The 13,236-nt window shown below is 71.5% G+C and carries 11 protein-coding genes; all 11 read left to right on the top strand.

The genetic code is table 11. From position 1 onward, the window contains the following. Positions 1 to 11 precede the first annotated feature (11 nt). The 11 genes from lysA to AB0O53_RS19805 all read left to right on the top strand — a co-directional run bounded on the left by lysA (position 12) and on the right by AB0O53_RS19805 (position 13,009). Positions 12 to 1,403 carry a diaminopimelate decarboxylase gene (gene lysA, locus AB0O53_RS19855; protein ID WP_350987898.1) on the top strand — a complete coding sequence of 464 codons (1,392 nt, stop codon included), beginning with the start codon at positions 12 to 14 and terminating at the stop codon, positions 1,401 to 1,403. A 127-nt stretch (positions 1,404 to 1,530) separates the two neighbouring features. Then, on the top strand, positions 1,531 to 2,820 hold the full coding sequence (locus tag AB0O53_RS19850; protein ID WP_350988408.1) for a homoserine dehydrogenase: 1,290 nt from the start codon (positions 1,531 to 1,533) through the stop codon (positions 2,818 to 2,820). Positions 2,821 to 2,826: 6 nt separating this feature from the next. Next, entirely contained in the window at positions 2,827 to 3,897 is a 1,071-nt protein-coding gene (thrC, locus tag AB0O53_RS19845) for a threonine synthase (RefSeq protein WP_350987897.1), read from the top strand. Positions 3,898 to 4,234: 337 nt separating this feature from the next. Next, positions 4,235 to 5,161, top strand: a complete 927-nt coding sequence (gene thrB / locus AB0O53_RS19840) for a homoserine kinase (protein WP_350987896.1) — start codon at positions 4,235 to 4,237, stop codon at positions 5,159 to 5,161. Between the two features lie 432 nt (positions 5,162 to 5,593). Continuing rightward, complete coding sequence (rho, locus tag AB0O53_RS19835; protein ID WP_365197021.1) at positions 5,594 to 7,678, top strand: transcription termination factor Rho; 2,085 nt, start codon at positions 5,594 to 5,596, stop codon at positions 7,676 to 7,678. A gap of 362 nt (positions 7,679 to 8,040) precedes the next feature. Continuing rightward, a complete protein-coding gene (locus tag AB0O53_RS19830) occupies positions 8,041 to 9,147 on the top strand; it encodes an LCP family protein (RefSeq protein ID WP_365197019.1) in 1,107 nt (368 codons plus the stop codon). Positions 9,148 to 9,364: 217 nt separating this feature from the next. Beyond that, on the top strand, positions 9,365 to 9,583 hold the full coding sequence (rpmE, locus tag AB0O53_RS19825; RefSeq protein ID WP_030008686.1) for a 50S ribosomal protein L31: 219 nt from the start codon (positions 9,365 to 9,367) through the stop codon (positions 9,581 to 9,583). Between the two features lie 127 nt (positions 9,584 to 9,710). Next, positions 9,711 to 10,790: a peptide chain release factor 1 gene (gene prfA / locus AB0O53_RS19820; RefSeq protein ID WP_350987893.1), complete on the top strand. Its 1,080-nt coding sequence runs from the start codon at positions 9,711 to 9,713 to the stop codon at positions 10,788 to 10,790. A 47-nt stretch (positions 10,791 to 10,837) separates the two neighbouring features. Then, entirely contained in the window at positions 10,838 to 11,683 is an 846-nt protein-coding gene (prmC, locus tag AB0O53_RS19815) for a peptide chain release factor N(5)-glutamine methyltransferase (RefSeq protein ID WP_046776165.1), read from the top strand. A 49-nt stretch (positions 11,684 to 11,732) separates the two neighbouring features. Then, complete coding sequence (locus AB0O53_RS19810) at positions 11,733 to 12,380, top strand: L-threonylcarbamoyladenylate synthase (RefSeq protein WP_030853587.1); 648 nt, start codon at positions 11,733 to 11,735, stop codon at positions 12,378 to 12,380. Further along, entirely contained in the window at positions 12,377 to 13,009 is a 633-nt protein-coding gene (locus AB0O53_RS19805; protein WP_136232545.1) for an arsenate reductase/protein-tyrosine-phosphatase family protein, read from the top strand. Before AB0O53_RS19810 ends, AB0O53_RS19805 begins: the two co-directional genes overlap by 4 nt. The last annotated feature ends 227 nt before the right edge of the window (positions 13,010 to 13,236 follow it).

Raw genomic sequence — 13,236 nt, 5'->3', positions numbered from 1 at the left:
GAGAGAAACCGATGAGCCGTTCCGCGCACCCCGCCGGGCCCCGCCACGCCGACGTCCTGCCCGAAGGGCACTACTCCCCGCCGCCCGCCGACCTGAACGCGCTCGACGAGAAGGTCTGGGCCCGCACCGTACGGCGCGAGGACGACGGGGTCGTCTCCGTCGGCGGCATCGAAGTCACCCGGCTGGCCGAGGAGTTCGGGACGCCCGCCTACTTCCTCGACGAGGACGACTTCCGGGCCCGCTGCCGGGCCTGGGCGACCGCCTTCGGCAAGGACGCCGACGTCTTCTACGCAGGGAAGGCGTTCCTCTCCAAGGCCGTCGTGAAGTGGCTGAAGGAAGAGGGGCTCAACGTGGACGTGTGCTCCGGCGGGGAGCTGAGCACCGCCCTCGCCGCCGGGATGCCCGCCGCGCGCATCGCCTTCCACGGCAACAACAAGTCCGAGGCCGAGATCCGCCGGGCCGTCGAGGAGGGGGTCGGGCGCATCGTGCTCGACTCCTTCCAGGAGATCGCCCGCGTCGCGCACATCGCCCGCGAGCTCGGCGTGCGCCAGCCGGTACAGATCCGCGTGACCGTCGGCGTCGAGGCGCACACGCACGAGTTCATCGCCACCGCCCACGAGGACCAGAAGTTCGGCATCGCCGTCGCGGACGGGTCCGCCGCCGAGGCCGTGCGCCGCGCCCTCGGGCACGACTCGCTGGAGCTGCTGGGCGTCCACTCCCACATCGGCTCGCAGATCTTCGACATGGCCGGCTTCGAGGTCTCCGCCAAGCGCGTCGTGCGGCTGCTCGCCGCCGTCCGCGACGAGCACGGCGTCGAACTGCCCGAGATCGACCTCGGCGGCGGCCTCGGCATCGCCTACACCTCGAACGACGACCCGCGCGAGCCGCACGAGATCGCCAAGGCGCTCACCGAGATCGTGGCCCGCGAGTGCGAGAGCGCCGGTCTGCGCGCCCCCCGCATCTCCGTCGAACCCGGCCGCGCGATCGTCGGCCCGACCGCGTTCACGCTGTACGAGGTGGGGACGATCAAGCCGCTCGAAGGGCTGCGCACCTACGTCAGCGTCGACGGCGGGATGTCCGACAACATTCGTACGGCCCTCTACGACGCCGAATACTCCATCGCGCTCGTCTCCCGTACGTCCGACGCCGAGCCGATGCTCGTGCGCGTCGTCGGCAAGCACTGCGAGAGCGGTGACATCGTCGTGAAGGACGCGTTCCTGCCGGCCGACCTGGCGCCCGGCGACCTGCTCGCCGTGCCCGCGACCGGCGCGTACTGCCGTTCCATGGCCAGCAACTACAACCACGCGCTCCGCCCGCCCGTGGTCGCCGTGCGTGACGGACAGGCGCGAGTGATCGTTCGCCGCGAGACGGAGGAAGATCTCCTGCGACTCGACGTCGGATAATGAAATAGGTGTCTCACTCAATGGACCGAAGATGGAAAGTGCTGTCCATTGAGTGAGACTGGTTCACACCCCGCGCGCAAACCGTGCGCGGGGTAATGATGGAAGATCGAAAGGCGTAGGTCGAATGATGCGTACGCGTCCGCTGAAGGTGGCGCTGCTGGGCTGTGGAGTGGTCGGCTCAGAGGTGGCTCGCATCATGACGACGCACGCCGACGACCTCACGCAGAGGATCGGCGCGCCCGTCGAGCTCGCCGGCGTGGCCGTGCGCCGCCCCTCCAAGGTGCGCGAGGGCATCGATCCCGCGCTGATCACCACCGACGCGACCGCCCTCCTCAAACGCGGTGACATCGACATCGCCATCGAGGTCATCGGCGGCATCGAGCCGGCCCGCACCCTGATCACCACCGCCTTCGAGCACGGCATCTCGGTGGTCTCCGCGAACAAGGCGCTGCTCGCCCAGGACGGCGCCGCGCTGCACGCCGCCGCCGAGCAGGCCGGGCTCGACCTGTACTACGAGGCCGCCGTCGCCGGCGCCATCCCGCTGATCCGCCCGCTGCGCGAGTCCCTCGCCGGCGACAAGATCAACCGCGTGATGGGCATCGTCAACGGCACGACGAACTTCATCCTCGACAAGATGGACTCGACCGGCGCCGGCTACCAGGAGGCGCTCGACGAGGCCACCGCCCTCGGGTACGCCGAGGCCGACCCGACCGCCGACGTCGAGGGCTACGACGCCGCCGCCAAGGCCGCGATCCTGGCCGGCATCGCCTTCCACACCCGCGTCCGCCTGGACGACGTGTACCGCGAGGGCATGACCGAGGTCAGCGCCGCGGACTTCGCCTCCGCCAAGCGGATGGGCTGCACCATCAAGCTCCTCGCCATCCTGGAGCGCGCCGCGGACGGCGAGTCCGTCACCGCCCGCGTCCACCCGGCGATGATCCCGCTCAGCCACCCGCTCGCCTCGGTCCGCGAGGCGTACAACGCCGTCTTCGTCGAGGCGGAGGCCGCCGGGCGGCTGATGTTCTACGGGCCCGGTGCGGGCGGCGCCCCGACCGCGTCCGCGGTCCTCGGCGACCTCGTCGCCGTCGCCCGCAACAAGCTCGCCGAGGCAACGGGGCCCGGCGAGTCGGCGTACACCCAGCTGCCGGTCAGCCCCATGGGCGACGTCGTCACCCGCTACCACATCAGCCTCGATGTGGCCGACAAGCCGGGCGTCCTCGCCCAGGTGGCGACGACGTTCGCGGAGCACGGTGTGTCCATCGACACCGTCCGCCAGCAGGGCAAGGACGGCGAGGCCTCCCTCGTCGTCGTCACCCACCGCGCCGCCGACGCCGCCCTCTCGGGGACCGTCGAGGCGCTGCGGAAGCTGGACACCGTGCGCGGTGTCGCCAGCATCATGCGTGTTGAAGGGGAGTAAGGACCCATGAGCAGCAATCGCACCCACCAGTGGCGCGGCATCATCGAGGAGTACCGGGACCGCCTGCCGGTGACGGACACGACTCCCGTGGTGACGCTCCGCGAGGGCGGCACTCCCCTCGTCCCCGCGCAGGTGCTGTCCGAGCGCACCGGCTGCGAGGTGCACCTCAAGGTCGAGGGGGCGAACCCCACCGGGTCCTTCAAGGACCGCGGCATGACCATGGCGATCACCAAGGCGAAGGAGGAGGGCGCGAAGGCGGTCATCTGCGCCTCCACCGGAAACACCTCCGCCTCCGCCGCCGCCTACGCGGTGCGCGCCGGGATGGTCTCCGCGGTGCTCGTGCCCCGCGGCAAGATCGCGCTGGGCAAGATGGGCCAGGCCCTCGTGCACGGCGCCAAGATCCTCCAGGTGGACGGCAACTTCGACGACTGCCTGGACCTCGCCCGCGCGCTGTCCGACAACTACCCGGTGGCGCTGGTCAATTCCGTCAACCCGGTGCGGATCGAGGGCCAGAAGACGGCCGCGTTCGAGATCGTCGACGCGCTCGGGGACGCCCCGGACGTGCACGTGCTGCCGGTGGGTAATGCGGGCAACATCACCGCGTACTGGAAGGGGTTCAAGGAGTACAAGGCCGACGGCCTGGCCTCCCGTACGCCCCGCGTGTGGGGTTTCCAGGCCTCCGGTTCCGCGCCCATCGTGCGCGGCGAGGTCGTCAAGGAGCCGCACACCGTCGCCACCGCGATCCGCATCGGCAACCCGGCGTCCTGGGACTACGCCCTGCAGGCGCGGGACGAGTCGGGCGGCTTCATCGACGAGGTGACGGACCGCCAGATCCTTGCCGCCTACCGGCTGTTGGCCTCCCAGGAGGGCGTCTTCGTCGAGCCCGCCTCGGCGGCGTCCGTGGCCGGTCTGCTCAAGGCCGCGGAGCTGGGCCTGGTGGACCCGGGTCAGCGGATCGTGTGCACCGTCACCGGCAACGGTCTGAAGGACCCCGACTGGGCGGTCGCCGGCGCTCCGCAGCCGGTCACCGTTCCGGTGGACGCCGAAGCCGCCGCGGTGCGCCTCGGCCTGGTCTGACCGCACGACCGTGTGAGCCGGGTTCCGGAGGTTCCCCGAGTGCCGTGACGGCACTCCCGGGGCCCTTCGGAACCCGGCAACTCACCTCGTACGACGACAAAAGTGCGGCCGAAGCGGGTCCAACCCGGTCGAAGCCCGCGACACGCATCGTGCGCCTCCTGTGCGCCCTATGTCGCGAGAGAACCTTCCTTCGATACGCTGTACTTACATCCGCCACCGCGCATATGACTGCGGTGCTGCCCCGAGGGCCTTCGGGTGTCGTACGTTCTCCAGTACATTCACAGCGAGCCAGCGAAGAGCGAAGTCCTCGCACAGTCACAAGGAGTGTCATCGGACGATGGCCGGTCCAGCGTTCCGCGCCGCCGCCGTACGGGTGCGCGTCCCCGCCAGCAGTGCCAACCTCGGCCCCGGGTTCGACGCTCTGGGCCTGGCCCTGGGGCTCTACGACGACGTCGTCGTCCGGGTGGCCGACTCCGGCCTGAACATCGACATCGCGGGCGAGGGCGCCGACACCCTCCCGCGGGACGAGAGCCACCTGCTCGTACGCTCCATGCGCACCGCCTTCGACCTGCTGGGCGGACAGCCGCGCGGCCTGGAGGTCGTCTGCGCCAACCGGATCCCGCACGGCCGGGGCCTCGGCTCCTCCTCCGCCGCCATCTGCGCGGGCATCGTCGCCGCCCGCGCGGTCACCATAGGCGGCGAGGCGAAGCTCGACGACGCCGCGCTCCTGGAGCTCGCCACCGAGATCGAGGGTCACCCCGACAACGTCGCCGCCTGTCTGCTCGGCGGGTTCACGCTGGCGTGGATGGACGGGGGCAGTGCCCGGGCGATCCGGATGGAGCCCGCCGGGTCCATCGTTCCGGTGGTCTTCGTACCTTCCCGGCCGGTCCTCACGGAGACGGCGCGCGGCCTGCTGCCGCGCACCGTCCCGCACGTGGACGCGGCCGTCAACGCGGGTCGCGCCGGCCTGCTCGTGGAAGCCCTGACCAGGCGTCCCGAGCTGCTGCTGCCGGCCACCGAAGACCGGCTCCACCAGGAGTACCGGTCCCCGGCGATGCCCGAGAGCGTGGCACTCGTCAACCGACTGCGGGCGGACGGCATCCCCGCGGTCATCTCCGGCGCGGGCCCCACGGTCCTCGCGCTGGTCGACAACGACGCGGCCGACAAGGTCGCGCAGCTCGCGGGCGAGGGATGGGCGGCCAACCGGCTCGCCCTCGACGCCGCGGGCGCGAGCGTACTTCCGCTGGGAACCCAGGGCGGCTAGGTCCTGCTCTTCGAGCAGGACCAGTCGGCCAGGGGCGGGCGGCCGGGGCAGGCCGCCCGCGCGGAAGCGCGCGATTGCCGGTGATTGAGAGGGGGAATATCTATTGGATCCGGTAGTGTTAGTCTCAAGTGCGCATCGGAAGCCGCCATGGCTCGGTGCTCAGTGTCCCCATCCGGGACCACATTTCTTCCGGGAGCCTCCCCGACTGCTTTGATCGCTTCCAGCAGTTTCGAGCACGCTCCGGAATCGGCGTGATTTTCCCACGCTTTCAGCTCGGGGGCTTCTCGCCGGAACCCACGCACGTTTTCTTTCCGCCGTATCTCTATCGGCGGACCACCGCCCCGGCACGGTCCACACCTAGGACCGTCGTCGGACAGCACAACCGGTCGCCGAGCCAGACAGGCCGACGTCCGCTCCAGGGAAGGACCCTTCGTGAGCGACACCACCGATCTGATGGGCGCTGCCGACACCTCTGTCGACACCAGTGCCCCCGCCGCGGGCGCCGCGCCCAAGCGTCGACGCACCGGCACCGGCCTTGACGGCATGGTCCTCGCCGAGCTGCAGCAGGTCGCGTCGGGCCTCGGCATCAGGGGCACCGCGCGGATGCGCAAGAGCCAGCTGATCGAGGTCATCAAGGAGGCGCAGGCGGGCAGCGGTGCCCCCAAGGCCGCCGCCTCCGCCACCGCGGACACCGCCGAGGCCAAGCCGAAGCGCCGCGCCACCAGCAAGGCCCGTACGACCGCCGCCGACGCCGCGGCGGAGGCCCCCGCGGCCCCCGCCGAGAAGCCCGCCGCGCAGGCGCAGATCGAGATCCCGGGCCAGCCGGCCAGCGAGGACGCCCCGGCCGGCGAGCGCCGCCGCCGTCGTGCCACGGCCCCCTCCGGCAGCCCGGAGGGCTCGGCCCCCGTCTCCGTACAGGTCGAGCAGAAGGCCGACACGGCCACCACCGCCGCGCCCGCCGAGCCCAAGGCCGAGGCCGCCACCGCGGTCTCCGCCGGCCAGGCCCAGGGCCAGGACGGCGAGGGCCGCGGCCGCCGCGACCGCCGGGAGCGCGGCGACCGCCAGCGCGACCGCCGCGACCGTGGCGCCAAGGCCGACGAGCAGGGCCAGGGCGGCCAGGCCCAGGGCCAGCCCGCGCAGGGCGGCCAGGGCGGCGGCCGTCAGGACCGCGCCGACCGTCAGGACCGCCAGCAGCAGGGCGGCCGCGGCCAGGGCCAGGGCCAGGGCCAGGGCCAGCAGGGACGCCAGGACGCCGGTCCGCAGGACGACTTCGACGACGAGGGCGGCCGCCGCGGCCGTCGCGGCCGCTACCGCGACCGCCGTGGCCGCCGTGGCCGCGACGAGTTCGCGCCGAACGAGCCGCAGGTCGCCGACGACGACGTGCTGATCCCCGTCGCGGGCATCCTCGACATCCTGGACAACTACGCGTTCATCCGGACCTCGGGCTACCTGCCCGGCCCCAACGACGTGTACGTCTCCCTCGCCCAGGTCCGCAAGGCGGGTCTGCGCAAGGGCGACCACACCACGGGTGCCGTGCGCCAGCCCAAGGACGGCGAGCGCCGCGAGAAGTTCAACGCCCTGGTGCGCCTCGACTCGGTGAACGGCATGGCGCCCGAATCCGGCCGCGGCCGACCGGAGTTCCAGAAGCTGACGCCCCTGTACCCGCAGGACCGGCTGCGCCTGGAGACCGACCCGGGCGTGCTGACCACCCGCATCATCGACCTCGTGTCGCCGATCGGAAAGGGCCAGCGCGGCCTGATCGTGGCCCCGCCGAAGACCGGCAAGACCATGATCATGCAGGCGATCGCCAACGCGATCACCACGAACAACCCCGAGTGCCACCTGATGGTCGTCCTGGTCGACGAGCGTCCGGAAGAGGTCACCGACATGCAGCGGTCGGTCAAGGGCGAGGTCATCTCCTCGACCTTCGACCGTCCGGCCGAGGACCACACCACCGTCGCCGAGCTGGCCATCGAGCGCGCCAAGCGTCTCGTCGAGCTGGGTCACGACGTGGTCGTCCTGCTGGACTCCATCACCCGTCTGGGCCGCGCGTACAACCTCGCGGCGCCCGCCTCCGGCCGCATCCTGTCCGGTGGTGTCGACTCGACCGCGCTGTACCCGCCGAAGCGCTTCTTCGGTGCCGCGCGCAACATCGAGGACGGCGGCTCGCTGACCATCCTGGCCACCGCGCTGGTCGACACCGGCTCGCGCATGGACGAGGTGATCTTCGAGGAGTTCAAGGGCACCGGCAACATGGAGCTCAAGCTCGACCGGAAGCTCGCCGACAAGCGCATCTTCCCGGCCGTCGACGTCGACCCGTCGGGCACCCGCAAGGAGGAGATCCTCCTCAACGCGGAAGAGCTCGCCATCGTCTGGAAGCTGCGCCGGGTGCTGCACGCGCTGGACTCGCAGCAGGCGATCGAACTGCTCCTCGACAAGATGAAGCAGACGAAGTCGAACGCCGAGTTCCTGATGCAGATCGCGAAGACGACCCCGTCGGGCAAGAACGACGACTGAGGTCCGTCGGCCGGCGTCCCGCGCCGGCCGTGAGGCATCGCCACAGCAGCCCCCGCCGCACGCCGCGGCGGGGGCTGCCGTGCTTTCCGGCGGTGCCCGGAGCGGTCCGGGAGGGTGGCCGGGCCCCGTGCGAGCTTTCCCACATCGCACCCCTGGCGGAGCCTCCGCCGCGCGCCCCGAAACCGCAGGTGAAGGACTCGTTACAGAAAGCTTTGTCCTGTTTCGGGCGGAACTGGCGGCGGTACGGGGGGTTGCGGCGGCCGTGGAACCCTTCAAGGCATTCGCCCGTCTGTGTCAGAGGGCCCGCGGGGTGGAAGGCGGGCCGGTACGGACCGGGAGACGCACTCAGGACTGAGGAGACCATGACCGAGGACACCAAGGGCCGCGGCCGGCGCGCCGCCGGCCGGCGCCGACGCAAACCGGCGCCGCGCCGCAGGGCCCTCGTCATAGCCGCGTGGAGCGCCGCAGCGGTGGTCCTGCTGGGCGGGGCCGGCCTGGGCTGGTTCTACTTCAAGCTCAACGGCAACCTGAAGACGGTCGACATCGACCAGGCGCTGGGCACCGACCGCCCGGCCAACGTCGACAACGGCTCGATGGACATACTCGTCCTCGGCTCCGACTCCCGCGGCGGCTCCAACGGGGAGTACGGCCAGGACGACGGCGGCTCCGCCCGCTCCGACACCGCGATGATCGTCCACCTGTACGAGGGCCACCAGAAGGCCAGCGTGGTGTCCATACCCCGCGACACCATGACCGCCCGCCCCGAATGCGCCGTGGCCGGCGGCAAGGGGAAGACCGACCCCGGCGGCCGGCGCAAGCAGTTCAACGAGGCCTACACGGTCGGCGGCGCCGCCTGCGCGGTCAAGACGGTCGAGAAGATGTCGGGGATCCGCATGGACCACTACATCGAGGTCGACTTCACCGGCTTCAAGAAGATCATCGACACCCTGGGCGGGGTCGAGGTCACCACCACCAAGCCGATCAAGGACGACTACAGCCACCTCGACCTGCCGGCCGGCCCCAACAAGCTGAACGGCGAGCAGGCCCTCGGCCTGGTCCGCACCCGCCACGGCGTCGGGGACGGCGGCGACCTCGGCCGAATACAGCTGCAGCAGGCCTTCATCAAGGCCCTGATCAAGCAGGTCAAGGGCGTCGGCGTGTTCGACAACCCCAAGAAGCTCCTCGACCTCGCCGATGCCGGGACCAAGGCGCTCACCACCGACAGGGCGCTCGGCGACGTGAAGTCCCTCGCCGGATTCGCCCAGGGCCTCCAGGGCATCGACGCCGGCGACATGCAGATGATCACCCTGCCCGTGACCACGGACGCGCTCGACGCGAACCGCGTCGTGCCCCTGCAGAAGGAGTCCACGATGGTCTGGGACGCCCTGCTGGCCGACCGGCCGATCCCCGCGGAGGCCACCGCGAACTCCGCCGGGGACAAGAGCACGGCCGGGAGCGTCGTCCAGTAGACGGGGGTCAGGGGGAGTCCGCGGGAGTGCGCGGAGCCTGCCTCGACGGGCCCCGCGACGGGTCCAGGAATAGACCGGGACCCCCTCCCGTTGAGGGGGATGTCCTCAGAATTTTGACAGGCAGCCCGGTCCTGGCAGACTGGTCTGTCGGCCCCGGTTCACGCACGTAGCAATTCGGCTCCTGCGACCCGGCGCCCTCCCGAATCTAGGAGACACCTTGAAGCGCGATGTTCACCCCGAGTACGTCGAGACCGCGGTCAGCTGCACCTGCGGCGCGTCGTTCACGACCCGTAGCACCCTGACCGAGGGCACCATCCGTGCCGAGGTCTGCTCCGAGTGCCACCCGTTCTACACGGGCAAGCAGAAGATCCTCGACACCGGTGGCCGTGTGGCCCGCTTCGAGGCGCGCTTCGGCAAGGGCGCGGCCAAGAAGTAGCGCGACCCAGGCGCCGGTCTCCGGCCGCCCCCTGTCCACTCGGGGGCGGCCGGACCGGCGCCTTTGTCGTCGTTCGAGCCCGTCACCCCGTGCAGTCCCCCCGCACTTTCACCACAGGAGTCCCCCGATGTTCGAGGCGGTCGAGGAACTGGTCGGCGAACACGCCGACCTCGAGAAGCAGCTCGCCGACCCTTCGGTCCACTCCGATCAGGCCAACGCGCGCAAGCTGAACAAGCGCTACGCGGAGCTGACCCCGATCATCGCTACCTTCCGTGCCTGGAAGCAGACGGGCGACGACATCGAGACGGCGAAGGAGTTCGCGGTCGACGACCCCGACTTCGCCGCCGAGGTCAAGGAGCTGGCCCAGCAGCGCGAGGAGCTCACCGAGAAGCTCCGCCTGCTGCTCGTCCCGCGCGACCCCAGCGACGACAAGGACGTGCTCCTGGAGGTCAAGGCGGGCGCGGGCGGCGACGAGTCCGCCCTGTTCGCCGGCGACCTGCTGCGCATGTACCTGCGCTACGCCGAGCGCGTCGGCTGGAAGACCGAGATCATCGACGCCACCGAGTCCGAGCTCGGCGGCTACAAGGACGTCCAGGTCTCCGTCCGCACCAAGGGCGGCAACGGCGCCACCGAGCCCGGCCAGGGCGTGTGGGCCCGCCTGAAGTACGAGGGCGGCGTGCACCGCGTCCAGCGCGTTCCGGCCACCGAGTCCCAGGGCCGCATCCACACCTCCGCCGCCGGCGTGCTCGTCACCCCGGAGGCCGAGGAGGTCGAGGTCGAGATCAACGCCAACGACCTCCGCATCGACGTGTACCGCTCCTCCGGCCCCGGCGGCCAGTCCGTCAACACCACCGACTCGGCCGTGCGCATCACGCACATCCCGACCGGTGTGGTCGCCTCCTGCCAGAACGAGAAGAGCCAGCTCCAGAACAAGGAGCAGGCCATGCGCATCCTGCGGTCGCGCCTGCTGGCCGCGGCCCAGGAGGCCGCCGAGCAGGAGGCGTCCGACGTGCGCCGCAGCCAGGTCCGCTCCGTGGACCGGTCCGAGAAGATCCGTACGTACAACTTCCCGGAGAACCGGATCTCGGACCACCGCACCGGCTTCAAGGCCTACAACCTGGACCAGGTGCTCGACGGCGACCTCGACGCGGTCATCCAGGCCTGCGTGGACACGGACTCGGCGGCCAAGCTCGCCGCCGCGAACTGACCGAAACCCGCTTCACCCCCCGTACGACAGCAGCCCGGAGGACCAGCGTGAACTTGCTGCTTGCCGAGGTGGCCCAGGCCACCCAGCGGCTGGCCGCCGCCGGCGTGCCCTCACCGCGCTTCGACGCGGAGGAGCTCGCCGCCTTCGTGCACGGCGTCAAACGGGGGGAACTGCACCACGTCAAGGACGCGGACTTCGACGCCCGCTACTGGGAGGCCGTCGCCCGCCGCGAGGCGCGCGAGCCGCTCCAGCACATCACCGGGCGCGCCTTCTTCCGGTACCTGGAGCTCCAGGTCGGGCCCGGGGTCTTCGTACCCCGGCCCGAGACCGAGTCGGTCGTGGACTGGGCCATACAGGCCGTCCGGGCGATGGACGTCGTCGAGCCGCTGATCGTCGACCTGTGCACCGGATCCGGCGCGATCGCCCTGGCCATGGCCCAGGAGGTGCCGCGCTCGCGCGTGCACGCGGTCGAGCTGTCCGAGGACGCCCTGCGGTGGACCCGCAAGAACGCCGAGGGCTCCCGGGTCACCGTCCACCAGGGCGACGCCCTGAGCGCGCTGCCCGAGCTCGACGGCCAGGTCGACCTGGTGATCTCCAACCCGCCGTACATCCCGCTCACCGAGTGGGAGTACGTGGCGCCCGAGGCCCGCGACCACGACCCGGAGATGGCGCTCTTCTCCGGCGAGGACGGCCTGGACACCATCCGGGGCCTCGAACGCACCGCCCACCGGCTGCTGCGGCCCGGCGGCATCGTCGTCGTCGAGCACGCCGACACCCAGGGCGGCCAGGTCCCGTGGATCTTCGCCGAGGAGCAGGGCTGGGCCGACGCGGCCGACCACCCGGACCTCAACAACCGCCCGCGCTTCGCCACCGCCCGCAAGGCACTGCCGTGACCGGCGCGACGACCACCGCCACCACCCTGCTGCACGAGGAGGCCCGCTGATGGCCCGGCGATACGACTGCAACGACGCGACGGACCGCAAGACCGGTCTGCGCGAAGCCGCATCCGCCGTGCGCCGCGGCGAGCTCGTCGTGCTGCCCACCGACACCCTCTACGGGATCGGCGCGGACGCCTTCAGCCCCGAGGCCGTGCACGACCTGCTCGCCGCCAAGGGACGCGGGCGCGGCATGCCCACCCCGGTGCTCATCGGTTCCCCGAACACCCTGCACGGCCTCGTCACGGACTTCTCCGAGCAGGCCTGGGAGCTCGTCGACGCCTTCTGGCCCGGCGCGCTGACCCTCGTCGCCAAGCACCAGCCCTCGCTGGCCTGGGACCTGGGCGACACCCACGGCACCGTGGCCGTGCGCATGCCGCTGCACCCCGTCGCCATCGAGCTCCTGACGGAGGTCGGCCCCATGGCGGTGTCCTCGGCCAACATCTCCGGTCAGCCGGCGCCCGAGGACTGCGACGCGGCGCGCGAGATGCTCGGCGATTCGGTGTCCGTCTACCTCGACGGCGGTCCGACGCCCGGCATCGAGCCGTCGTCGATCGTCGACGTCACGGGGAAGGTGCCCGTGCTGCTGCGGGAGGGGGCGCTGAGCGCCGACCAGCTGCGGGAGGTCGTACCCGACCTCGAGGTGGCCCCGTGAGCCCTGAGGGGCGTGGCATAGCAGGGGGAAGCACTTTCCGCATACTCCACGTCAGCACGGGCAACGTGTGCCGCTCGCCGATCACCGAGCGGCTGACCCGGCACGCCCTCTCGCACCGCCTCGGCGGCCCGGTCGGCGGCGACCTCATCGTGGAGAGCGCCGGGACGTGGGGCCACGAGGGCGCCCCGATGGAGGCGAACGCGGCCGCGGTGCTGGAGGACTTCGGCGCCGACGCGTCCGGGTTCACCGGCCGCGAACTGCTGGACGAGCACGTCATACGCGCCGACCTGGTGCTGACCGCCACGCGCGACCACCGTGCGCAGGTCATCTCGATGGGGCATTCGGCGGGGCTGCGCACCTTCACCCTCAAGGAGTTCACCCGGCTGGTCCGGGCCATAGACCCGGCCACGCTGCCGCCGCTGGACGACGGCATGGCGGAGCGGGCCCGGGCGCTCGTACGGGCCGCCGCGGCGCTGCGCGGCTGGCTGCTGGCGCCGTCGCCCGACGCGGACGAGGTCTACGACCCGTACGGCGCGCCGATCACCTTCTTCCGCTCCATCGGCGACGAGATCAACCAGGCGCTGGACCCCGTGGTGACGGCCCTGACGGGCGTGACGGCCCGCCGCTGACCCCGGCGGCCGGAGGCCGGCGCAGCGGGCCGATGCCCGGGAGGCCCTCCGGGGCCGAGCGGTGCGAGGAGCGCGTCGGGGAGGTGCTCAATCAGGCGCTGGACCCCGTGGTGACGGCCCTGACGGGCGTGACGGCCCGCCGCTGACCCGTCGCGGCCCCGCGGGGCGGGGGCGGGCCCGGCGGGCGGGAGGCGTCGGCAGGGCGCCGTGGGGGCTGCGGGCCTACA

It is taken from the genome of Streptomyces erythrochromogenes, assembly GCF_040684695.1.
Taxonomy (GTDB): Bacteria; Actinomycetota; Actinomycetes; order Streptomycetales; family Streptomycetaceae; genus Streptomyces; species Streptomyces erythrochromogenes_C.
Note: the sequence above shows the minus strand (reverse complement) of the source record. Positions and strands in the feature narration are given on the sequence as shown.

What these genes read in the sequence shown, in the direction of transcription:
- lysA (WP_350987898.1), top strand. Translation starts at nt 12, where the DNA reads ATGAGCCGTTCCGCGCACCCCGCCGGGCCCCGCCACGCCGACGTCCTG.
- AB0O53_RS19850 (WP_350988408.1), top strand. Translation starts at nt 1,531, where the DNA reads ATGCGTACGCGTCCGCTGAAGGTGGCGCTGCTGGGCTGTGGAGTGGTC.
- thrC (WP_350987897.1), top strand. Translation starts at nt 2,827, where the DNA reads ATGAGCAGCAATCGCACCCACCAGTGGCGCGGCATCATCGAGGAGTAC.
- thrB (WP_350987896.1), top strand. Translation starts at nt 4,235, where the DNA reads ATGGCCGGTCCAGCGTTCCGCGCCGCCGCCGTACGGGTGCGCGTCCCC.
- AB0O53_RS19830 (WP_365197019.1), top strand. Translation starts at nt 8,041, where the DNA reads ATGACCGAGGACACCAAGGGCCGCGGCCGGCGCGCCGCCGGCCGGCGC.
- prfA (WP_350987893.1), top strand. Translation starts at nt 9,711, where the DNA reads ATGTTCGAGGCGGTCGAGGAACTGGTCGGCGAACACGCCGACCTCGAG.
- AB0O53_RS19810 (WP_030853587.1), top strand. Translation starts at nt 11,733, where the DNA reads ATGGCCCGGCGATACGACTGCAACGACGCGACGGACCGCAAGACCGGT.